This window comes from Maribacter sp. Asnod2-G09 (genome assembly GCF_045063795.1).
In the GTDB taxonomy this organism is placed as follows: domain Bacteria; phylum Bacteroidota; class Bacteroidia; order Flavobacteriales; family Flavobacteriaceae; genus Maribacter.
Window position 1 is genome coordinate 1022617 of sequence record NZ_JBEFOA010000004.1, and the last position, 25278, is coordinate 1047894.

At 35.7% G+C, this 25278-nt stretch carries 15 protein-coding genes; 9 read left to right on the top strand and 6 right to left on the bottom strand.

Going from position 1 to position 25278, the window contains the following annotated elements; all coding sequences use genetic code 11:
• Positions 1–56: 56 nt before the first annotated feature.
• Positions 57–1778: an arylsulfatase gene (locus ACJJVT_RS11420; RefSeq protein WP_405398777.1), complete on the bottom strand. Its 1722-nt coding sequence runs from the start codon at positions 1776–1778 to the stop codon at positions 57–59.
• A gap of 687 nt (positions 1779–2465) precedes the next feature.
• Here ACJJVT_RS11420 and ACJJVT_RS11425 point away from each other — a divergent pair.
• The 9 genes from ACJJVT_RS11425 to ACJJVT_RS11465 are packed head-to-tail and all read left to right on the top strand — an operon-like array spanning position 2466 to position 16476.
• Positions 2466–3770: a sulfatase-like hydrolase/transferase gene (locus ACJJVT_RS11425; RefSeq protein WP_405398778.1), complete on the top strand. Its 1305-nt coding sequence runs from the start codon at positions 2466–2468 to the stop codon at positions 3768–3770.
• 1 nt (position 3771) lies between these two features.
• A complete protein-coding gene (locus tag ACJJVT_RS11430; RefSeq protein ID WP_405398779.1) occupies positions 3772–5163 on the top strand; it encodes a glycoside hydrolase family 28 protein in 1392 nt (463 codons plus the stop codon).
• 4 nt (positions 5164–5167) lie between these two features.
• Entirely contained in the window at positions 5168–7024 is a 1857-nt protein-coding gene (locus ACJJVT_RS11435; RefSeq protein WP_405398781.1) for a sulfatase, read from the top strand.
• A gap of 11 nt (positions 7025–7035) precedes the next feature.
• On the top strand, positions 7036–7923 hold the full coding sequence (locus ACJJVT_RS11440; protein WP_405398782.1) for a family 16 glycosylhydrolase: 888 nt from the start codon (positions 7036–7038) through the stop codon (positions 7921–7923).
• A gap of 7 nt (positions 7924–7930) precedes the next feature.
• Entirely contained in the window at positions 7931–9307 is a 1377-nt protein-coding gene (locus tag ACJJVT_RS11445) for a glycosyl hydrolase family 28 protein (RefSeq protein ID WP_405398783.1), read from the top strand.
• 5 nt (positions 9308–9312) lie between these two features.
• Positions 9313–10563 (top strand): glycoside hydrolase family 117 protein, encoded by a 1251-nt coding sequence (locus tag ACJJVT_RS11450; RefSeq protein WP_405398785.1) that lies wholly within the window; start codon positions 9313–9315, stop codon positions 10561–10563.
• A complete protein-coding gene (locus tag ACJJVT_RS11455; protein ID WP_405398786.1) occupies positions 10563–13391 on the top strand; it encodes a glycoside hydrolase family 2 TIM barrel-domain containing protein in 2829 nt (942 codons plus the stop codon). The genes ACJJVT_RS11450 and ACJJVT_RS11455 overlap by 1 nt, the downstream gene beginning before the upstream one ends.
• A 10-nt stretch (positions 13392–13401) precedes the next feature.
• Entirely contained in the window at positions 13402–14904 is a 1503-nt protein-coding gene (locus tag ACJJVT_RS11460) for an alpha-L-fucosidase (RefSeq protein ID WP_405398788.1), read from the top strand.
• A gap of 15 nt (positions 14905–14919) precedes the next feature.
• The gene (locus ACJJVT_RS11465) at positions 14920–16476 is read left to right on the top strand and encodes a sulfatase-like hydrolase/transferase (protein WP_405398789.1); all 1557 of its coding nucleotides are present in this window, start codon (positions 14920–14922) and stop codon (positions 16474–16476) included.
• Between the two features lie 439 nt (positions 16477–16915).
• Here the strand turns inward: ACJJVT_RS11465 and ACJJVT_RS11470 are convergent, their stop codons facing one another.
• From ACJJVT_RS11470 to ACJJVT_RS11490, 5 genes are all read right to left on the bottom strand, one after another.
• Positions 16916–18427: an alpha-L-fucosidase gene (locus ACJJVT_RS11470; protein ID WP_405398791.1), complete on the bottom strand. Its 1512-nt coding sequence runs from the start codon at positions 18425–18427 to the stop codon at positions 16916–16918.
• 20 nt (positions 18428–18447) lie between these two features.
• The gene (locus ACJJVT_RS11475; RefSeq protein WP_405398792.1) at positions 18448–20016 is read right to left on the bottom strand and encodes an alpha-L-fucosidase; all 1569 of its coding nucleotides are present in this window, start codon (positions 20014–20016) and stop codon (positions 18448–18450) included.
• A gap of 83 nt (positions 20017–20099) precedes the next feature.
• Positions 20100–21608, bottom strand: a complete 1509-nt coding sequence (locus ACJJVT_RS11480; RefSeq protein ID WP_405398793.1) for an arylsulfatase — start codon at positions 21606–21608, stop codon at positions 20100–20102.
• Positions 21609–21974: 366 nt separating this feature from the next.
• On the bottom strand, positions 21975–23522 hold the full coding sequence (locus ACJJVT_RS11485) for an alpha-L-fucosidase (RefSeq protein WP_405398795.1): 1548 nt from the start codon (positions 23520–23522) through the stop codon (positions 21975–21977).
• 122 nt (positions 23523–23644) lie between these two features.
• Positions 23645–25261, bottom strand: a complete 1617-nt coding sequence (locus tag ACJJVT_RS11490; RefSeq protein WP_405398798.1) for a DUF5060 domain-containing protein — start codon at positions 25259–25261, stop codon at positions 23645–23647.
• Between the last annotated feature and the right edge of the window lie 17 nt (positions 25262–25278).

A 25278-nucleotide genomic window follows, 5' to 3' on the forward strand; every position in this document is an offset into this window, starting at 1 on the left:
TGGCAAGAAAAAATTAAGTATGCTATATTCGTTTTCTAAATGTATTAGATAACTTATTAATCTACTTTTTGAATGTAGGTATAGTAGACGCCATAGCTTGCTTGTTTTTCAATAAAATCATTGACTAAAAATGTTTTTCCTTTTTGTAAATGCACTTTAAAAAAGACTTCCTCAACACCCTCTAAAATAGGCTTTTCGTGTATTTGATTGGCAATAGAAATTCTGGCTTTTGTGGGTTTGATTTCTTTATATTCGAATAAACTCTTTGGATTCTCCTTTGGAATACCTAAAATAGGACCTGAACATTCTTTTGGCCATCTACGTAGAGAAATTAAATAGTCTCCTTCTTTATGGATACGTAAGGCATGTGTATTGTTTGTGTTTTTAATACCCGCTGCTACCTGCTCACATTTCCAAATACCAACATCTTCACCAATTGCGTGTTGTATAGTCAGCTTGGTCTCTAATTGTGCATTATCGCCAACTATGGTTACCGGTAATTCTCTATAAGAAGTAGAATATTTAGCATCACTGATAAAAATTTCATTTTCTTGAAGCAATTGATTCACTAGTTCCGGATATTTTTCCGTTAGATTTATTTCTTGTTTTGGATCCTTATCAATATTATACAATGCCGTACCATTAATCAATCGCCATTGATTATTGATAATACAGGTACCATCTTCATCATAAGGTGGCCTCCAATCTTGACGATTGTGTAGAAAAATAGTGCGATTAGAAGCTAAGGACGCTTTAGATAAAATGGATGATGAAAAATCAAGTCCGTCTAATGGTGTGCTTTCAGGTACATTTAAGTGACATAATGCAGCTAATGTGGGTATTAAATCTACATGCGCAGCAATTGTATTTACATCTCTTCCCCCTACTATCTTACCATCAGGCCAACGAATAAAAAACGGTACACGGTGACCTCCTTCTTCTTTATCACCTTTTATACCCCTATAGCCTTTGTTATAGCCAAATTTACCATCTCTACTATAACCATACCTAGTACCATTATCACTCATAAAGATAAGAATGGTGTTTTCTAACAAATTTTGTTCCTCTAAATACTGGTGGAATTTGCCGAAATTTTCATCTATATTGGCGATCATACCATAAAGATTTGCACTACTAATTTCTTTACCTTCGAATTGAGTATAAGGTTCTGCATATTTTTCGGCAACAATTAAAGGGTCATGTGGTGCATTTAAAGGCAAGTAAACAAAAAATGGCTCCTCTTTATTTTGACCAATAAAACGTGTAGCTTCTTCAAACCATACATCTGTACAATAGCCTTCAAATTGTTTTGACTGGTTATTTACATAATACACATCATCAAAATAACTATTACCCCAATAATCTGATAATTCTCCTACACCACCACCTAAATGCTGTACTGCTCTATCAAAACCTCTATCTGTAGGCCTTGATGGATAATTATCGCCTAGGTGCCATTTTCCAAATAAGCCTGTTTTATACCCATTCGCCTTAAAAATATCAGCTATGGTAATAGCATCTTCAGACAAGGCATCTCTTCCTTTAAACGTTGCCCAAGCCCCATTATTAATAGGATACTGCCCTGTCATTAGTGCAGCTCTCGTTGGGGTGCATAACGGACTCACATGAAAATCGGTCATGCGTACAGCTTCCATATAAAAAGCGTCTATTTCCGGTGTTGTTAGCCACGGATTACCCTGACACCCTAAATCTCCGATACCTAAATCATCTGCTAAAATTAAAATAACATTAGGAGGATTCTTTTTATTTTTTTGCATCGAAAACCCCGAAAAAAAAGTTATAAAAATTAGTAGTCCCATTAATTTATGGCTCATATCTATATTAAATTTTATGAAGCGTTACTTGTTCAACCAAGGTTCTTTAGTCCCATTTAAATAGGTAATAAACCAACCACTACCCCAACCTGCTGCCCATAGCACGTTTTCATTATACGAATCTGGTTTTACATCTACCATTTTATCTGGCTGCCCAAGACCCTTATTATTTTATTCCAATTTTTACCTGAATCCGTCGAAAAATAAATCCCCGGATTCTTAAAATTATCTGCCATAGATATTGGCTGACTTGCGACACTTATCACTAACAGCTCTGGATTAACAGGTGATGATTCTACTTGCCACACAAAAGGAGCTTTAAATAGCTGTTTTTTTTTATTTATATAGTTTGAAACCAGGCAGTTCAAAACTAAATATTCTTATTCCACAACAACACCACAAATGGTTAAACCTATAAAACAGATGTACCTGTAAACCTTAGTAATATGTATTGTCCAAAGTTTTACATGTAGTTAAGCCAATTAAAAATCATATATGGTAGTATTCTGCCTATCTCTTTCCCTCATTCATCATTTGTATAGCTACTTTTATTTATCACAAATACCTATTTCAGTAGGTGGTTTTTCATAAGCTGAAATAATAAACTAACGATTTTTACTACTCGCTAAAATGAACACAAAAAAAAGTTTCTTTTTTCTAATAGTTCTATTTTCAATCCACAGTCACGCGCAACTAAACATTCTTTTTATAGAGTCTGATGATCAGAGCAACCAAACTGTTGGCGCCTATGGTAATAAAGCTATGATTACCCCTAATATTGATGCACTTACCAAAGAGGGCACTTCTTTTACTGCCGCGTATAATATGGGTTGTTGGTCTCCCGCAGTTTGTATTCCAAGCAGAACCATGCTCATTTATGGAAAATACATTTGGGAATCTCAAAAAATAAATAAGCAAAACGCCCCAAAGTCGTTACCAGAAAAATTACACGATAACGGTTATCATACCTATATGACCGGAAAATGGCATGCCATGGGAAAAAATGCAAAAGAAATTTTTGATGAAACCGGAAGCATACAACCAGGCCAATTAAAAACCTATTACTCACCTGCCGGGCATATTACCGATATTACCGCTAACGAAGCTGTTAATTTTCTAAACACATATGATAAAGCAAAACCATTTTTCGCCTATGTAGCTTTCAACGCTCCGCATGTACCTAGGCAGACCGAGCAAAAATATTATGACATGTATCCTGCAAAAGAGATGGTGTTACCCCCAAGTGTAGTTGACAACACACCATTAAATAAAAATGTAAAGTACCAATACGCCAATGACCCATTGAGTTCTAAAACAATGCAAAAACGCGTACAGCAAAACAATGCCATGGTAACGCATATGGATACCCGTATAGGAGAAATCATACAAGTATTAAAGGACAAAGGAATTTATGATAATACCATAATAGTTTTCACTTCTGACCATGGAATTAATTTTGGTGAAAATGGTGTCGCGGGTAAGGTATGCCTCTATGAACCAAGTGTTACCGCACCATTGATTATTAAAGCACCATCGGTTAAACCTAATGCTAAAATTGCATCGCGAGTGTATTTGCAAGATGTGGTACCTACCCTATTTGATTTGCTAGACCTTGAAATGAAAGAGCCAACGGATTTCAAAAGTTTAGCTCCTTTATTAACTCATACAGGAAAAGCTAGAGCCTCTATTTATCTAGCCATGTTTGATGATCAACGCGGAATTATTTCTGAAGGCAATAAATTAATAGTCTACCCAAAAACAGGAATCTTAGAATTGTATAATTTAAAAAATGACCCTTGGGAAACTATTGATCTAACTACTAAGAAAAAATCAAAAAATACAATTTCTCATTTATTAGGACAACTTAAAACATGGCAAACTAAAACGTCTGACGAGACTAATTTATCAGCTATTTATGACAAATACCAGAGCTAAAATGAAAAAAATACTAGTACTATTTTTTATCGGGTTTCAACTGCAAGTATTTGCTACAGATTTCAATGTAATGAATTATGGAGCAAAAGCGGACGGAATTTCCAAAGACACCAAAGCTGTGCAAGCTGCCATAGATGCCTGCACTAAAAATGGAGGTGGAAACGTAATTATACCTGCCGGTAAAACCGTTGTGATCGGCACTATCTACTTGAAAAATTTTGTCACCCTTTATATTGAAAATGGCGGTGTATTATTAGGAAGTCCAGATATAGAAGATTACACCACAGACACTCATAAAAATACCTATAAAAACGAACCTCATATGGATCGTTGCTTGATTTTTGCGCGTGATGCCACATACTTTGCGATTAAAGGCTTAGGAACCATAGATGGTAATGGACATCCAAAAAATTTCACCAAGAAAAAAGGAGGAAGACCAATGCTGATGCGCTTTCTTAATTGCACCAATATTCAATTAAAAGAGGTAACGCTGATTAACCCTGCCGCTTGGACTTCTGCTTGGTTGTATTGTGATCAAATTGTGGTAGATGGTATAAAAATTATCAGCAGGGTCAACAATAATGGAGACGGACTAGATTTTGACGGCTGCACCAATGTACGCGTCGCTAATTCTTCTTTTGACACGAGTGATGATTCTATTTGTTTACAAACCTCAAGACCCGATAAACCCTGTAAAGATATTGTAATTACCAATTGTGTATTTACCAGTAAATGGGCTGCTATGCGCATTGGCCTAGCCTCTAGAGGAGACTTTGAATCTGTAACAGTGAGCAATTGCACTTTTCATGACATACAAGATTCGGGTTTAAAAATACAAATGAACGAAGGTGGTGAAATGAAAAACATGATTTTCTCCAACATTGTAATGAAGAATGTACCCAGACCAATTTTCATGACCTTTTGCCAGCAACGGGCAGGAGTAGATGCTCCAAAAACTATGTTCCCGATGAATGCAATGCATAGCTTTTCATTCAATAATATGATTATTGACAATAGGGAACTGGATAAAAACTCGGTCATTTTTTTAACGGGAATGCCCGATAATTATATAAGAGATATTCAATTAAATAACATTGAAATGACGGTTTTGGGCGGCGGAACACAAGAAGATGCAAACATAAAAAATATTAAGGAATATACTTTGGAAACTCTTAATGGCTGGTGGCCCGAATTTAGTAAAGTAGGTACATTACCTTCATCAGGGGTTTATGCTAGGCATATTGACGGGCTATATATCAACAATTTTCAACTAATCACCACTGCGGATGATAAACGAAAGCCGATAGTTTTTGACGATGTCTCAAATGGAAAGGTAAAAAATACATACTTAAACCGAAAAGAGTTAAGCACTCTTGATTTAAAATTGAATTGAAAAGATGAAGCATTTATTTAATTACACCATTTTGTTAGTGTGCTTTACATCTTATCTAAAAGCACAACAACCCAATATAGTTTGGATCGTTTCAGAAGATAACTCAAAGCACTACATGAAACTTTTTGATAAAAACGGTGTAGCAACACCCAACATTGAAAAACTAGCAAAAAAAGGAGTTCAATTCAACAGGGCATTTTCAAATGCTGCTGTTTGCAGTGCTGCAAGGTCTAGTATTATTACCGGAGTTTACGGTGCTAAATTAGCAACACACTATCATAGATCTGAACAAAAAGTAACACTCCCTCAAAATATAAAAATGTTTCCCGAATATCTGCGTGAAGCTGGTTATTACACCACCAATAATGCAAAAGAGGATTATAATATTATTAAAAGTGATAAGGTTTGGGACGATTCTTCTAATAAAGCAAGTTGGAGAAACAGAAAAAAAGGACAGCCCTTTTTTTCTGTTTTTAATATTGGAACTACTCATGAAGGGCAACTACATTTTTCTGAAAAAGATGTTGATTCTATAAAAACGGAAACAAATATTGAAACCGTCTTCGTCCAACCTAATCATCCTCAAACAAGAACATTTAAATATACCAATGCCCGTTATCTCGATTTAATCAGTAAAATGGACAAGCAGGTTGGTGAAGTCGTCAACCAATTAAAAGATGACCATCTCTTAGAGAACACTATTATTTTCTATTACGGAGATCATGGTGGAGTTTTACCTAATAGCAAAGGGTATTTAAAAGAAACTGGTTTGCAAGTTCCGTTAGTGGTCTATATTCCAGAAAAGTTCAAATATTTATCTCCTTTTACTGCTGGTACCTCAACAAAAACCTTTGTTAGCTTCATTGATTTTAGTGCAACGGTATTAAACTTAGCTGGTATTGCAATACCAGAAACTATAGACGGTAGTCCGTTTTTAGGCGCAAACGTCTCTAAAACTACCCTACAAAATAACGAGACTTACGGTTATGCAGATCGGTTCGACGAAAAGTATGACATGGTCAGAAGCTTACGCAAGGGAAACTTAAAATACATACGAAATTTTCAACCATTTACTGTTGATGCGTTAATGAACCAATATAGATATAGACAATTGGCGTATAGAGAATGGAAAACACTTTTTGATAATGGAAAACTAAACGAAATACAGTCACAATTTTTTAAACCAAAAGCCCCTGAAGAATTATATGATGTAGAAAATGACCCTTTTGAAACAACTAATCTTGCGGAGAATCCTGCGTATTACAAAAACCTAAAAGAGCTTAGAAGCAACCTGAATTCTTGGATGAAATCGATGCCCGACCTTTCATTATATCCTGAAAATTATATTATTGAAAAAGCTTTCAAAAATCCCATTGCGTTTGGACAAGCACATAAAACAGAAATTTCAAAATACCTGAAAATTGCTAATCTACAGGTAATGCCTTTTCATAAGGCGCAACACAAATTGAAAAAGTATTTAAAATCTACCGATGAATTGGAACGCTATTGGGCGTTGATATCATGCTCTAGTTTTGGAACGCAAGCAGGTGTATTTACCAATCAAATTAAACAAATAATGAAGTCTGATCCATTGTTGATTAATAAAATGCGCGCTGCAGAGTTTTTAGGTATTACCGGCGCACTAGATAGCTCTACATACTTAATTAAAATGTTGTATACATCGAGTAACGAAAAAGAGGCGCTTTTAATCATGAATACCATGGTTCTACTACAAGATTTTTACCAGCAAAACCAATTTACTATTGATAGCAATAAACTAGATAAAGCGCTAAACAACAATAACCTTATTCAAATAAGAATAGCATATTTAAATAAAAAGCACATTCTAAAAAAGAATTAAACCCTATACAAATGAAATCTATATTAACAAAATCAAAACAGTTCTTATTGACCGCTTTATTGTTGACTATGGGCACTTTGGCTGCCCAAAAATTACCACAATTTAACGAAGGCGAAGATCCAAAACCGGCAAACCAAAAATGGAAACTCGTAAAAAACATGTCAGATGAATTTGAAGGCAAAATAGTAAACGAGAAAAAATGGCAAATTTCTGGGCAAGGTTGGATCGGTAGAGCACCAGGATTATTTCAAGCAGAAAATATTAAAGTTGAAGATGGCGGTTTAAAGATTACTACAAAATTACTACCGAAACCAGTAACAAAACAAGGCAAAGAATATACCCATGGCGGTGGTTATGTAGGTTCTAGAAACGGAATGACATACGGATATTACGAGTGCGAAATGAAAGCTAATAAAACCTTCATGTCTTCTACTTTTTGGATGATAAACGAATCTAGCGAGCTTGAAGGTTGTGATAAAAGAACAGTAGAATTAGACATACAAGAAAGCGTTGGTCAAATTACCAATGATGCCGAATGGATGAAGAATTTTGACCAATCTATGAATTCGAACACACACAGCAGAAATATTCCTGAAGGGTGCAATTACGAAAAAGGTTCTAATAAATCTGGTGCTTTAGTTGGCGGCAAAGTATATGATGATTTTCATGTGTATGGTGTATGGTGGAAATCTAAAGACGAAGTACAGTTCTTTTTAGATGGTAAATTTCTTGCAAAAGTAACACCGCCTGCAGATTATGACATTGAAATGTATTTAAGAATGGTGGTAGAAACGTACAACTGGAATCCGGTTCCAGAAGATGGCGGAATGAATGGCACTGAAGCCGATAGAACCACTACTTACAATTGGGTAAGATCTTGGAAATTAGTAGAAAATTAAAAAAAATATGAACAAAATACACATGCATATTGCATCTAAAGTAATACTACTAATCCTTTTTTTTATAGCAGTTTCTTCATTTACCGTAGCCCCCAAAATCTATAATATTAAAAACTATGGGGCAAAGGGCGATAGTCTTACCATTAATACGAGCGCCATACAAAAAGCCATTGACAAATGTGCCAAAAATGGTGGTGGTATCGTATTGATTAAACAAGGTATATTCATTAGCGGTACCCTATTATTAAAAGATAACGTTAACCTACAAATAGATGAAAGCGCTAAACTTGTAGGCAGTTCAAATCCGCAAGATTATGTAAGCATAGATACGTTTACAGATGCTGTTGGTCAAGAAAGAGGTACTTGCTTGATAGGTGCTGTAAATGCAAGCAATATAAGTATTACAGGAAAAGGTGTAATCGATGGCAATGGGTCTGCATTTTTAGCTAAAAACCTTAAATTAAAAAAGAAAGTATTAAGAATCAATGATGATACATTTGGTCGTAATCGACCATTTTTGCTTCGGTTTGTAAAATCAAATGAAATAACCCTAACAGGTGTGACATTACGAGAAGCCGCTGCGTGGGCTTGTCATTTTTATCAATCACAAAACATTTTAGTCGATCAGGTTACCATTTATAATCATGCTAATAAAAACAATGATGGTATTGACCTAGATTCTAGTCATGATGTGATTATTAAAAACTGCAACATCGATTCTGGTGACGATGCCATTTGTATAAAATCTACGAGTCCGTTACCCACTTATAATGTTCAAGTTTCTAACTGTACCTTAAAAAGTGATTGGGGCGCCATAAAATTTGGCACTGAATCTATGGGAGACTTTTACAATGTAGCTATCCGCGATTGTACCATTTACGATACTAAAGGGGGCGGTATTAAAATATTGAGTGTAGACGGGGCAAACATACATGATATCACTATTGAAGATATTACGATGACCGATGTGGATATGCCTATATTCATTCGTTTAGGAGAGCGATTGAATAACTATAGAAATGCGGAAAAGCAAGCTGTAGGATCCATAGATAAGGTTATTATCAAGAACATACAGGCAAGTACAAGAAGTACCGAAAATTCTAGAGTAGCACCACCATCAGGCATATTAATTACAGGTACGCCTAACCACAAAATAGGACGACTAACACTAAAAAATATAGCTATAACATTACCTGGCGGTGGCGTCTTATCTGATATTTCAGAAGTGCCAGAAGATGAAACCAGATACCCAGAATTCAGCTTTTTTAAAGTACTACCAGCCTACGGAATGTATGCAAGACATATTAAAGAACTACAAATGGAGGCTCTGGCATTTAAAACAACATTACCAGAGCAACGACCAGAACTATTAATACAAGAATAACACACATGAAAATAAAACCATCCATTTTGCCTATTATCGCTTTACTCCTTTTACTATCCTGTAAAGCCACCTCACAATCGTTTCCATTTAAATTACCAAACGAAAAACCAGATATATCCTTAAGCACCTCTATGCAACGTAACTATGATGGTTATATGGCGCCTAGACCGAAAGACAACGAGCTTTATTCTCAATTTAAATACACCGAACTAAAAGGCTTAGATTATAATAATCATGACGGTACGATAAGTAGAAGAGATCCTTCTAAAGTCATTTTTGAAAATGGAAAATATTATGTTTGGTACACGCACCGCCATACAGAAACTCCACCTAAAGGGGCTAAATTAGCAACAGAAACTATTCCTTCTGCAGATTGGGATTTGGCTGAAATCTGGTATGCCACAAGTACAGATGGTTTTACTTGGAAAGAGCAAGGTGTTGCCATTCCACGCCCGCCAAAACCTAATTTAGGACACCGTTCTGTATCAACAGCAGATATTTTAAAATGGAAAGGCAAGTATTACATGTACTACCAAGGCTTTAGTGAAGCAAGTGGTACAAGGGGCGATGATTGCCCTGTATTAATGTCCTATGCCGATTCTCCCGATGGTCCGTGGACGGCTACGAACAAAATAGTTATTCCAAACGGAACAAAAGATGCTTGGGATCAATTCTCTATTCATGATCCATATCCATTGGTTTACAAGGGCAAAATATACCTGTATTATAAATCTGATTTTGATGGGCAACCAAACTTGGTAAGAATGCAAGGTTTAGCGACTGCCGATAGTCCTTTTGGACCCTTTACCAAAAACCCGTTGAATCCAGTGTTAACGTCTGGGCATGAAACTACACTCTTCCCTTTTAAAACAGGTATTGCCGCACTAAGTATTAGAGATGGCAATGAGCACAATACTATACAATATTCAAAAGATGGCATTAATTTCAATATTGCTTCCATTACAGAATTAATGCCAGATGCAGCAGGTCCTTTTATTCCTGATGCTTTTACTGACACCAAAGATGGTAGAGGTATTACTTGGGGTATATCACATTTTACTAATGCAACTGGTTGGGAAACAAATCATGCTATTTTAACTCGGTTTGATTGTGATTTGAGCTTAGATATAGATGATCAAGGCATGAAAAAAGCGCATGTTTATCACAAGCCCGAATTTTATTATAAGCAGGGTTTAAACAAAGAGCAGCTAGAACGTATTCGTTTGGAAAATGAAGCATTAAAAGAAAAAGAGTAGTGACAAAATTTAAATATCTCGTCGCTAGCTTCTTTGTTCTCCTACAGCATATGGTCGTTGGGCAAATCTCAAGCGTCAAATCAGAAATACAATACTTATCGGGTACCGGAAAAGATACTACTGTAGATTGGCAATTCTATTGCTCTGAAGGAATGAATAGTGGTGTCTGGACCACCATTGGGGTACCCTCTTGCTGGGAACAACAAGGTTTTGGAGGCTATAATTATGGGCAAGATAATCTTACTACACGCCATAAAGAATTTGGTCTTTATAAACATGAATTTCTGGCTACTGAAGACTGGGAAAATAAAACGATCGAGATTGTTTTTGAAGGTGTCATGACAGACGCCGAAGTTAAAATTAATGGAAAGTTAGCAGGGGAGATTCATCAAGGTGCCTTTTATGAATTTAAATATGACATAACAGACCTATTAAACTATGGAGAATCTAATTTGTTGGAAGTAAAGGTCAACAAGGTTTCTGCAAATGAATCTATCAATCATGCCGAACGAAAAGCAGATTTTTGGGTTTTTGGCGGAATATTCAGACCTGTGTACTTAAAAATCTCTCCGAAAAACTATATAGAACGAATTGCTATAGACGCACAAGCAGATGGTAGCATAAATACCGATATTTTCTCTTCATCAAAAAAGATTAAATCTGTAAACATGTTTCTATCTGACTTGGATAATAACAAAATTCAAGATTTAGCTATAACCGAAAATAATCAAGAAGAAGGAAAATGGCATGTAACTACAACAGCAAATGACATTAAAACTTGGAATCCTGAAAAACCGAACCTTTATCTATTAACTATTGAGGTGTTAGACGCAAAGAAAAAAGTGCTGCATACCACCAGCAATCGTATTGGTTTTAGAACGGTTGAAGTTCGGGAACGTGATGGAATTTATGTCAACGGAAAACAAATTAAATTCAAAGGGGTAAACAGGCATTCTTTTCATCCTTCATCAGGCAGAACCACATCAAAAGCATTGAGTATTGAGCATATTAAAATGATGAAAGACATGAATATGAACGCCGTACGGATGTCTCACTATCCGCCTGATGTTCATTTTTTAAATGCTTGTGATTCTTTGGGGCTATTTGTTATCGATGAAGTTTGCACCTGGCATTCCCCTCATTTAGATACGAAAGTTGGAAAAAAAATAGTGAAGGAAACTGTGGTTCGAGATGTTAACCACCCCTCCATTTTATTATGGGCAAATGGTAATGAAACTGGCTGGAACACCGAATTAGATAATGATTATGCACTTTGGGATATTCAGCAACGCGAGGTAATTCATCCTTGGAACATCTTTAACAAAACGAATACGCTTCATTATTTTCAATACCATGCGCTAGCAAATGATTCATATTCACAAGATAAAATACTTTTTCCTACTGAATTTTTACATGGCTTATATGACGGTGGGCATGGTGCAGGCTTGGACGATTACTGGGACAAAATGTGGAATATGCCACTTTCTGCAGGAGGTATTCTTTGGGATTTTGCAGATGAAGCCATTATTCGTACCGATAAGAATAATACCCTTGATACTGATGGTAACCATGCCGCCGACGGTATTGTAGGTCCTTATGGAGAAAAAGAAGCGAGCTATTTCACTATTAAAGATGTTTGGGCACCTATTTATATTGAACAGCGATTTATAACTCCTGATTTTAATGGAATTTTTAAAGTAGAGAACAGATATCATTTTACAAATTTGAATGAATGTAAGATGACGGCAAAATGGGTTCAGTTTAAAGGTCCTGATGAAAGCGATAATTTTAAAGTACTTTCTGGATCTGAAATTGAATTACCTGCCTTAAATCCGAATACTAAAGGAACGTTTTCGGTTACCAAACCAGACAATTGGCAATCGGCCGATGCACTTTATCTGACTGCTGTAGATGCCCAAGGCATGGAAATATTTACCTGGAGCTATCCCGTAAAAACACCCAAAACACTGAATTCTGACTATATAAATCCTTCTGAAAAAAGTAAACTCAAGAAAACCATAAAAGATAATAGTATTGCCGTAGAAGCCAATGGCATTCACTATACATTCTCAGCAAAGACAGGTCTATTAAAAGAGGTCGTCAAAAACGGAAAAGTGATTCCTTTTAATAACGGACCCATCATTTTAGCACAGCATGACAGCATAATTTCGGTTGATGTTAAAAGCTTAGAAAACAGCATAGAGATTACGACAATTTTTGAGTTAAAAGATAAATCACCTACCTGGGCGAGTCACAAAGAGTTATCGTCAGATAACTTCAAATGGACTATTCATTCTAACGGTTTACTTGATTTGGCAGTAGATTTTAAAGCCAAAAGAGTTATAAAAGGCTACAAGGGCATTTCATTCTCTTTTCCTGAGTCTGAAGTAAGTGGTATGAAATGGTTGGGCGATGGCCCGTATCGAGTTTGGAGAAATAGAATGAAAGGTACCCAATTTAAGGTTTGGGAGAATGATTACAACAATACCATTACTGGAGAAACCGAATATGTTTATCCTGAATTTAAAGGGTTTTTCTCCAGCTTATATTGGGTAAAAGTTAAAGGGAAAAATGATAATGGCTTTACCGTCTATTGCAACTCTGAATACACATTTCTACGTATGCTAACTCCCGAAAACCCATCAGAAGATCCTAATAAAAGAGTAAGTATTGAATATCCTGAGGGTGACATTTCTTTTGTAAAAAACATACCTGGTATTGGTTCCAAATTTCAAAAACCAGATACTATGGGACCACAGGGAAATCCAGAAAATTATTTTGGCAATTCAGACGAACCCATACAAATAGCATTGACTTTTGAATTTTAAAAAGACCAGAATGAACGCAACTAAGTTTTTATTGATTTCAATTCCCATCCTCCTTCTAGGTTGTAAAACTAACAAGGAGACTACTTATGAACCTGTATTTGAATCTTTAAAAAAACATGATGCCGCACCAGAATGGTTTCAAGACGCTAAATTAGGAATCTACTTTCATTGGGGTCCTTACAGTGTACCAGCATATGGTAGTGCATGGTACCCGCATAACATGTATAAAGACAATGGGCATATTCGAAAACATCATGAAGAAACTTATGGTAGTATTTATGATTTTGGATATGAAGATTTCATACCCATGTTTAAAGCAGAACAATTTGATCCCGAAGATTGGGCAGACTTGTTTGAAATGGCAGGCGCTAAATTCGCTGGCCCCGTAGCACAACATCATGATGGCTTTGCCATGTGGGATAGTGACGTAAACCCATGGAATGTAGCAGATATGGGCCCGAGAAGAGATATACTCGGTGAACTCTTTACCTCTTTAGAGAAAAGAAACATAAAAACCATTGCCACGTTTCATCATGCAAGAAATGGGCAACGAAATACTCATAAGCCTGAGGCTTGGAAAACAGCTTATGATAGTCATTATGTATATCACCCTGATCTACCGACCGCCACTACAGACCCAAAATTGCGCAAATTATTCGGAAGTTTTAAGACCATAAAAGAATTCAATCAGTATTGGTTAGATCAAGTAAATGAAGTGGTCGACAAGTACAATCCAGATATTCTATGGTACGACTCTTGGCTAAATTTAATACCTGAAGACAAGAGAATGGAAATGGCTGCGCATCATTTTAATAATGGGCTAAAACATAACAAAGAAGTAGTTACGGCACACAAACAAGATGATTTACCCTTAGACTATAGCATCTTAGATTTTGAGCAAGGTGGAAGAAGAGATATACACCCTATGCCATGGTTAACCGATATTACTCTTGGTGAAAGTAGATGGATGTACGTGAAAGATCATCCATACAAAACCCCTGATATAGTACTTAGGAACATGATTGATGTTTGGAGCAAAAACGGTATCGTTTTACTCAATGTTTCGCCAAGGGCAGACGGCGTTATCAATCAAGAACAAAGAGACATTCTAACAGAAATTGGCGATTGGCTTAAAATTCATAGTGAAGCTGTTTACGGTACTAGAACACATAGTATTTTCGGCTACGGTCCCGCCAAAGCAGTAGATGGTTCTCACGGTGGGCAATCCTCAAAAATAAAATACACAGCAGACGATGTTCGCTTTACCATTTCTAAAGACAAAAAAAAAATGTATGCTTTCTTTCTAGGAAAGCCAGAGGCAGGAAAGAAAATTCAAATGCGTGCCATTGGCGGGTATCATAGAAACATCCCTCCTTCCCCAATCAAGAACGTACGCTTACTAGGTTCTGACATTAAAGTAGAATGGGAACTTACTTCAGAGAGTTTTTATTTAACAATACCAGATACCAAAATGAATGATCTGGCTACGGTCTTTAAATTTGAATTAGAGTAACAAAAAAATTATTAAATGACGAAGTTCTTTTACACAATTAGAAATATTATCACACTATTTATAGTACTATCAAATACAATCTCTTATGGTCAAAAAAAAAGAACCAAACCAAATGTCTTAGTCATTTATACCGATGACCACAGATATTCAGGAATCCATGCGCTAGGAGGCATGGATGTTCAAACTCCAAATATGGATGCTTTAGCTAAAAACGGAGTGGTATTCACTAAGACGTACTTAATGGGTGCTTTTACAGGAGCTACCTGCGTAGCTAGTAGAGCTATGCTTTTAACAGGAACCAACGTTTTTCAATTACAAGGGGCCGGTCATACCATTCCAGAAAAAAATACGACCATTGGCGAAACTTTCAAAAATGTAGGATACAATACCCATATTATTGGAAAATGGCATCAAGACGGTGCTTCTTTAAAGCGAAGTTTTACCTCTGGTGATAAGATAATGGGCAAGGGAGTTTACCTCGTAGATCATTTTAGAATGCCTTTCTACGATTGGGATAAAGCCGGTGAATTTAAAAAAGAAGATGCTTATTTATTAGTGTATGATGAGCAAGGAAAAATAGTCAAAGCACCAATTCCCAATGATGCTCAAAGAGGACCTACAGGAACAGAAAAAAATGGCCCACATACTTCTGAGGTTTTTGCTAATGAAGCCGCTTCATATTTTAAATCCTATAAAAGCAAAAAACCATTCCTAATGTATTTGGCTTTTCATGCCCCACATGATCCGCGCCAAGCACCACAAGCTTTTAAAGACCTTTATGATATTGATAACATTCAATTACCACCCTCTTATATGGTACAACATCCGTTTGATAACGGCCATATGTTTTTACGGGATGAACAATTGGCTCCTTGGCCAAGAACTCCACTGGTCGCCAAAAAACAGATAGCAGATTATTACGCCATCATTACCCATTTAGATGCACAAATAGGCAAAGTTATTACGGCATTAAAAGAAAGTGGACAGTATGAAAATACTCTTATAGTTTTATCTGGAGACAGTGGCTTGGCAGTCGGCAACCATGGGTTGATGGGAAAGCAGAATATTTATGATGAAGATGGTGTTCATGTGCCGTTGATATTCTCGGGAAATCTAATACATAACAAAGGAACTCGGTATGATGCTTTCAGTTATATTCATGATATATACCCTACTATTTGCGATTTCACCAATGTAAAAGCACCAAATACTGTTTCAGGCAAAAGTCTATTACCTATTATAAATAATGAAGTTACAGCTATTAGAGATTACACCTACCATGCTTACCGACAATTTCAAAGAGCCTACAGAAAAGGTGATTACAAACTGATAGAGTATGTTCGTGCTAAAGATTTTTCTAAAAAGGATGGCGAGACAGAAGCAGGCTCAAAAGTTACACAGTTATTTCATATTAAAACAGACCCATGGGAAACACAAAACTTATCTTTCTTTCCTGAACACAGAGCTCTGCTTACTCTAATGCGTAACGAAATGAAAGTTAAGGCAATGGAATTAGGTGATAAAAAAGAAAATATTAAAGGTGAAAAATATGACTTTTGGGATTTTTATTAAATACAAACCCATCAATATAAATTAATAAATGAAGTTACAAAAGGTGATGCGAAGTTAGCCAAGAGATCTTAAAAAAAGAAAAGAACCATTGCATTTATCGAATACAAGAACTTAAAAGAATATACCGGTTCTGATACCGCTGAGGGCAAGAGAATATATCTAAATCAAGAGCTAGAGAAACAAGATGGAAAAAGCTGGCATTCCTATTTAGTAAAAATGTGTAACAGCTATTTTAAAGAAAAGCCAAACGAGACAGCACTTTGGAAGCTATTGACGACCATAAGAAATCATATTCAAGATAAAAGTCAGCCAAAAACACATACGTATCTATTACGTAAGACCAGATAGTTCGCCAATTACAGCGCACGTATAGTGATTTTAACGAGCAAAGGCTTTCAAATTGAAAGCCTTTGCTAATTATTATCTAGAAAAAAAATGACTACTCAAATTCAATTCTCAGTCCGATTACATGGAAGTCAGGTAGCTTTTTTGGTTTCTTAATAATCAATGCTTCTTTCTTTACCTTCCATTCTAAGACTTCATCACTTCCTAGCAGGGTAATAGAACGTATCTTTTGTGTATTCAGCTTAGCCGATTTTCCTAGCGATTTTATAGTAATATCTTTCGTGGGCTGTTCTAAGTAAAATGCATACATTAAATGATCTCCCTTTTTGGTAAAACGGATATCATCTTCACCATAAGTAATGTTCTTTTCGTTAAACTTCGCTGTTTTTACGGTTATTGCTTTTGCTGGTTGTTCTCCAAAAACTTTCCACGGGCGTGTGCCGTAAATACCTTCACCATTAATGGCAATCCAATCCCCAATTTCTTCTAAGGTATTTAATAAATCTGGTTCTACATCACCTTCAGGGGTTTGAACAATATTGATTAATAAGTTTCCATTTTTACTTACAATATCACAAAGCATCTGAATGGTATAGGTAGCTGTTTTATATTCTTGACCGGTTCTGTAATACCAATCGCCTATAGAAGTATCTGTTTGCCATGGGTGTGGGTTAATTTCATCCATTACCCCACGTTCCATATCTTGCACCCACTTGCCACCTGAAGGCTCTTTGCAGTTATAAATTGCTTCTAATGTACCATTATTAGCAGCTAAGTTTGTATTGTAAAAATTAGCAATCATTGCGCGACCAGTATCACCAAATGGCATCTTACTATCTGAATACAGTAAATCTGGCTTGTACATATTAACTACTTCATTAATACTCGCTAACCACTCTTTCTGCATCTCTTTATTCGTTGTCATCCATTCCGTATCTCCTTCAGCTGTTTTTTGGTGGTATAGCTCTTGATAATCAGGATTTGCGCCATCATAAGAAACTCCTTTATACACTCCATTTTTATCTGCTCCGTGACTAGGCTGAAACCAAGTATAGCTCGCCCCTAAATGCTCGGAAATACCAAATTTTAAACCTTCCTTTTTTGCTGCTTCTTGCCAAAGGCCAACAATATCTTTCTTAGGTCCCATTTTTACAGAATTCCAATCGTGAATTTTAGAATCCCACAAGAAAAAATTATCATGGTGTGTCCCCATACTCACAAAGTACTTGGCCCCTGCTTTCTTATATAACGCCATTAAAGCCTCTGGATTAAACCTTTCTGCTTTCCATAAAGGAATAATATCTTTGAACCCAAATTCTGATGGGTGCCCGTAGTGCTCTAGGTGATATTTATAAACATCACTACCTTCTTGGTACATTTTCTTCGCATACCAATCTCCTTGCCTTGGCACCGCTTGAGGCCCCCAGTGTGACCATATGCCAAATTTTGCATCTCGAAACCAATCTGGAAACTGATATGTTTTTAAGGAAGCATCGGTTGCTTTAAAGGGGCCTGGTGCTATAGCCGAATTTTCTTGAGCTTGGCTAATATTCATTGCTCCTAGTATACCGATAAGAACTAGTCCTAAAATGGAGTTTTTTTTCATGATTCAGTTTTTAGTTTCATTTAATCTACATGAGCATCAATGTTACCTCCAATATTATTTTCTTTATAGCCTTCTAGCAACACTTTAAAAGCGTGAGCATAATCAGAAGGTAATTTTGATGGAGCTTTTATAACCAAACCACGTTCATCTCTTGCCCACTTTATTTCCTCATCACTTCCTAAAAGAGAAATATGTTCTATTTTAGAATTTAAAACTCCAATATCAGTAGATATTGATTTCACCACAATTTCATTGTCAGGAGTGTCCATTACAATAATGTAAAATTCCTTATCCGATTTTTTAGTAAATCTGATATCCGTATTCTTATATTCTATTTTGAATTTCTCCACCTTATGTCCGCCTTCCGGTAAACGGGTAGGTCCTTCTCCGAATATCGTCCAAGGTCTGGTACCGTAGATAGCATCGCCATTAATAGCCAACCATGCTCCCATATCAGTTAATAGGCCTTGCATTTCTTGAGGAATAGAACCATCAGGATTAGGAGGTACATTCAACAGCATTAATCCATTTTTTGAAACAATGTCCACTAGAATATCTACCAACTCATTAGGTGTTTTAAATTTCGCGTTTGGCCTATAAAACCAAGCACCAGGAGAAGTATCTGTTAACCACGAAGGAGACTTTGGTTGATTTGGTCTACCACGTTCATAATCTTTAACGGCAACTGTTTCAGGAAAAGTAGTTTCTTTGTAAGATACCACAACCTCTTTGTCCCATTCTATTCCTTTGTTATAATAATAAGCTAAAAACTCAAGTCTAGACTCTTCGGTCATATTTTCTAGCCACCAATCAAACCAAATTAAATCTGGCTGATATACATCTATATACTCCTTCATTTTTGCCCACCAATCTTTATAAAATTGTTCATCTGGAGTATCAGATTCTAAAGAGTGTGGGTTGGTATACAAGTCATAATCTTCAGCGTTCACACCACCGTACTTATGGGCTGGAGCAAAATATTTCCATGTAAATGCATGGTGAAAAGAAGCCATGAATTTTAAGCCTTTAGCTTCAATTTCTTTCTTTAAGTCTGCCGAAGGATCTATTCCCCCATAATTCATAGAATTCCATCTTGTAGTTTTACTATCCCACATGGCAAAATTGTCATGGTGCATAGCCACAGGCCCTGCAAATTTAGCACCTGATTTAGCGAATAAATCGGCCCATTCTTTTGCGTCAAATGCTGATGGATCAAATTGTTCTATAATATGTTTATATCCATACTTTTTAGGGTTTCCATATTTTTTAGAATGATGTTCAAAATTAGCCGTAGGCTTGCCGTTTTTAGTTGGTACTCTTTTACCATCTTCATACATTTTCATGCCGTGCCAACCTGCGTAGAATTTATCAGGATCAGAACCTTCAAAAGCTGAAGAAACAGGACCCCAATGTGCATAAATACCAAATTTCGCATCTTGAAACCAGTTGGGAATAGCATTCACTTTTTCTAAGGATTTCCAGTTCTCTTCGAACCGAAAGCTCTTATTATTTTCTGTAGTATTACTTTGCTGACCATAACCAAGAGCGAACCCAAGAAACAAGCCTAACGTTAATTTTCCTTTTTTCATTTTATAAAGTTAAATATTGGTTGGTAAGCTATTTAAACTGCTAATTCAATCAAAAAATCTCCAACCCAATTTGTATCAAATAGTTATATTTTAGTTGCATCACCACTAGAACGCAGCGTATTGTAAGCATTAAAAAGTTCTTCTACCTTTTCTTTGTATTTAGGTTTATTTACCAAATTGAATTTTTCATTCTCTTCGCTATTATCTTTTAAATTGAATAATGCCAACGGCTTTCTTGTATTGTCGGTTTTATCTTTTTTATCAAAAGCAATTATCAATTTATAACCGTCTTTAACAATCATAGCTTCTCGACTAGTACCTGACTGATTTATTAAGTATGGATGTACTTCACTAGAAGTTTGACCTAAAAGCGTAGGTAATAAATTAGCCGAATCGTTGGCTTGGTTTTCTTTAATTTCTTGGTTCGTAATTGCAGCAAGCGTACCTAAAACATCAAGACCTAAAACTGGTGTATTAGAAATAGATCCTGGTTTAATTTTACCAGCCCAAGATGCAATAAATGGTACTCTTTGACCACCTTCATAAGGTTGGTTTTTACCACCACGATAAATATCATTCGATTGATGACCAGAGGCCATGGTTTCCTTTCTTTGCAGACCACCATTATCAGAAGTGAAAATGATTAATGTATTCTCGTATATACCTTTCTTTTTAAGAGTTTCTATTAGCATCGCCATTTGTATATCTAATTCTTTTACAAGATCTAGATGGTGCGATGGTGTCGTTTCAGCTACTTTAATTTCGTTAAGTTCTTTAGTAGGTGTATGTGGCAAATGCACGGCAAGAGAACAGTAATACATAAAAAAGGGTTGAGCTTCATTGGTATTCTCTATATAATCTATTGCTTTATGTATTAGAAGGGGTCCCATATTATGAGGATCCCAAGCGGTGTCGCCTAAACCTTCGTCTTTATCAAGCTTGACATCAAGCTTGGTCATATTCTCTTGAGAAATGTAACCTATTTCAGAATTCTCACTTAAAGGCATCCACTTTTCATCTTCATAAACTGCATACGGCACATTCTGAATTCCGGCAGGGAAAGTTAGACTATAATCAAATCCGTTTTGTATCGGACCTTTACCTGCTATTTGTCGAATGTCAACATCAAGTTCTACATGTTTACGCGGCCCTTCATGTATTTGTGTGGAATCTCCTTTTTTGTAAAAGTCCATTCCAAAACCCCATTTACCTAAAAATGCCGTTTGGTAGCCTGCATTTTTCATTAGTTTACCTAAGGTCAATTGATCTGGTTCGATAGGTGAAGGTTGATACGCGCCCCAAACACCCCAAGGCGCATAACTACGGTAACAATTATTACCTGTCATAATTGCATATCTTGAAGGAGCACAAAGGGCTGCAGGTGAATGTGCATCTGTAAAAACCATACCTTCTTTAGCAAGTTGATCTAAAGCACGTGTTTCTACGACGATATTTTCAGAGTGCATTTTTCTATAATAAGAAACATCGCCTACACCTATATCATCAGCTAAAACCACAATAATATTTGGCTTTTCTTGAGCCGATAAAATTGCTGTTATTACAAAAAGGCAAGCAGTAGCAAAATTTTTCATTCAATTATTTTATAATGGGATTACTAGAATAGTAATACACTCAAAAATAATTTAATAGCACACTATAGCTAATAACGTATGATTCTGAAACTAGAACGGATGATTAAAGGTGCGAAAAATCGGCGTTTTTTAAAGAACAGGGCAATTTTTGCTGTAGGAACTTTCGATTAATAATGATGCCTACTTTCACTACTTGAACAATAGTGCATTAGAACATTTCACTAACTATATCATTTTACTTAACCGAAAAAAAGGAAAATGAAAGAATAGGTATTTACTTATATCTCAATATTGCAAAATTGCAAAAAAAAAGCCAAGACTTCTAACAACAAAAGTCTTGGCACACAATAAAATTAAACTAACAAACTATCGTAAATCGAATTGAATAACATACGCGAATTCACCTGGTTTTTCTTTTGGCATTGTAACCAATAAACCGTCTGTCTCTTGACTCCACTTAATTATGTCTGTACTACCCAATACTTTCGCACTGGCTATTTCTATATCTTTTACATATTCTGAATCTTTAGCTAAAGACTCTATATTTACCATACCGTCTTTTGGCCAATCAAGAACAATAGCAAAAAGCTTATTATCTTTTATGGTAAACCTGATGTCTTTTGATGATAAACCTTCATTATTACCCTCAGAATGATGTCCTTTTTTTACCTCTGTCGGACCTTCACCAAAAGTTTTCCAGTATGTAGTATCATAAATAGCATCGCCATTAATATTTAGCCAATCTCCGATTTGGAATAATATAGCCTGCTGATCTTCTGGGATGGTACCGTCAGATTTAGGACCTACATTTAACAATAGATTCCCATTTTTACTTACAATATCTACTAAGTCATCTACAATTTCATTGGCTGTTTTAGACTCCCAATTCGTAACATGACTCCAAGAATTTTTACCGATTGAAGTATCTGTTTGCCATGGTAATTTGCGAATACCAGGTAGCTTACCTCTTTCTAAATCGTAAACAACCGTACCTTCAGGAAAAGCTTCATGAGAGAAGTTCTTATCCTGTAACACTACTTCTTTATTCCATTCAATACCTTTATTATAGTAGTATGCCGCTAACTTTGGTCTTTGATCTGCAAAGTCAGGAATGTCTAGATAAAAATCGAACCATAAGATATTTGGTTGATAATTATCGATAATATCTTTAGTTCTTGCCCACCACAATTCTTTAAACTCTTCAGAAACCGGTTCATTTAAGTCTTTACCTTTTGTAGAATATAAGTCTGCATTTTCAGGATCTGTAGTATCGAATTTATCTTTCTTGTTATAGAACGACCAGTTAAAGGCGAAATGTGAAGAAGCCCCCATAATCATACCTTTTTCTCTACCTGCTTTAAACAATTCTCCTAAAATATCTTTCTTAGGTCCCATGTCTAAAGAATTCCATCGGGTTACGTTAGACTTGTACATTGCAAAACCATCATGATGTTCTGCAACGGGTATTACATACTTAGCCCCAGCTTTCTTAAAAATATCGATCCATTGGTTGGCATCGAAATTTTCTCCTTTAAACATTGGTATGAAATCTTTATAACCGAATTCTTTATGGTCGCCCCATTTTTCTTTATGATGTAAATACACATCTGATGGTCCTTTTTTTCCAAGATCTAATTGAGCCGAAAAAGTTGCTGAATCCATGTACATATTTCTAGGATACCACTCTGAACTATATGCTGGTACACTATAAGCACCCCAGTGAATAAAAATTCCGAATTTCTGTTTATTAAACCATGCCGGATCTTTATAGTTAGCTTTTATAGATTCCCAATTTGCTTCGTAAACTGGTTTCGCTTGCACTACAGTTTCTTTCTTTTCTTTTTTATCAGCACAAGAAAAAAATGTTGCTGTACAGACCATAAAAGCGAATAACTTATATCTTTTTAAATTCATGGTAAATATCTCTTATTAGTTTTCTTAATTTCCCTGTGGCTAAATTCGAATTATACCTACGAAAGCATTAAAACGTATGTCTTTTATAGTAGACCAAATGATTAATATGTTCCTTTTTAGAGTTATTTAAGTCTTGAAATTAAAACTGCATCGGCTTTTCCTTGCCATGGAGAGATTAATTTCCCTGTTTTTGGAAATCCGATATTTTGACTAAACTGCCCTGTCAATGTATTGAACCATTGTAATGATCTTTTAGCACTTTCTTTTTTAAGAAAAGCTGCATCAATACCATAATTTTCTTTGTGCATATACAATAGAACAGTTTCATTTTCATCAGTTAAATTGTATGCGCTGCCATTTTGCCAAGGAGTTGGTTTTAACTTGGTAAAGTCAAATTCTGCAAACAACTTTTGCATATGCTCAAAATATTCAAACTTTGGTTTCACAAATTCATCTGGTTGCTCAAAAGGATTATAGATGATAACATTCCATGAAGCCCCTTGCCAGTAATACGTAGTATAAACACCAGCGAATAAACACATATAGTTTCTACGCAAACAAGTTTCTGCATTTACATAATCTCCAGTAAAAACAGTATATGGGGACTCTTCATAACCTCCATGTTCAATATTAAAAATCGGTTTATCTTTAAATTTAGTCTTGGCATCAAGCATTTTGTCATAGATATTATGCGACCAATTTTGAGTGGAAATAAAATCTACTTTTTCAGGAAAATTTGAGCAGTATTTAAAATCGTGAACAGAAACCAACCGATTAAACTGGTCATTTTCGCGTATTCTTTCAATTCTTCCATGAATATAATCTTCATCTGCCCTACCATAATAAAGCGCCTCTTTAGAAATGTCCCACACCATATTCGGGAAAGCCTGATACCGTTTTACCACATAATCGAAATACATATCATCCGCATCACTATTCATATCTGGCCAAGCGACCAATTTATTCCATACATAAATCATTAGGTGAGAGGCAATACGCTTGTCATGCATCATACTTATAGTACGATCTAATCTTTGAAAAAAAATAGGGTTCAAAGCAGAATAATCTGGATTCTCGTTGTTACCTAAAAAAGGAAAAATATCATCTGGTCCACCAAATTCATGCTCAGGATGTTGTTTGAGCTTTTCATCCTTTTGCCAACTAACATCATAAGAAAAGACGTTCATTACAATCTGGTTGAAGCCATTTTCTGAAATAAGGTTTAATAAATGTTCGGTTTTTGGCAAGCCTTTTTTATTATGGTAATCTAAGGCATACAACCAATCGCACTCAAATGCCAATAAAAAATATGGTGTACCATCTTCATAATAAAAATGTTGAGGATCATCATCGTTAACTACAATACCACCGTGATTATTGGTTTGGGCCGTTGTTACCGTTACCTTACCCTTTTTATTATTTAATGCCTTTATTTCTGAAGAAGTTACATATGTATAATTACCTTCTGCAGCACTTGAGAACCTAAGAATCCATTCATTTTTTCCATTAAAAAAACCAGGCACCTTCTGTTGCTTACCATTTTCATGAGTAAAAATGGCCGAAAATTCAGCCGTAAAAGGAGATGAATCTTTTGAGTTAGCTTGAAAGTTAATATCAAGAACTTCCCATTTTTGCACAGCGATAGCTTTTGTGCTATAGTTCTGCTTTTTTAATTGGGCAAAGCCATTAGTTGATACGATAATACATAAAAACACTACTGTTCTAAAAATGGCTTTCATACAAAATTGAATTATAA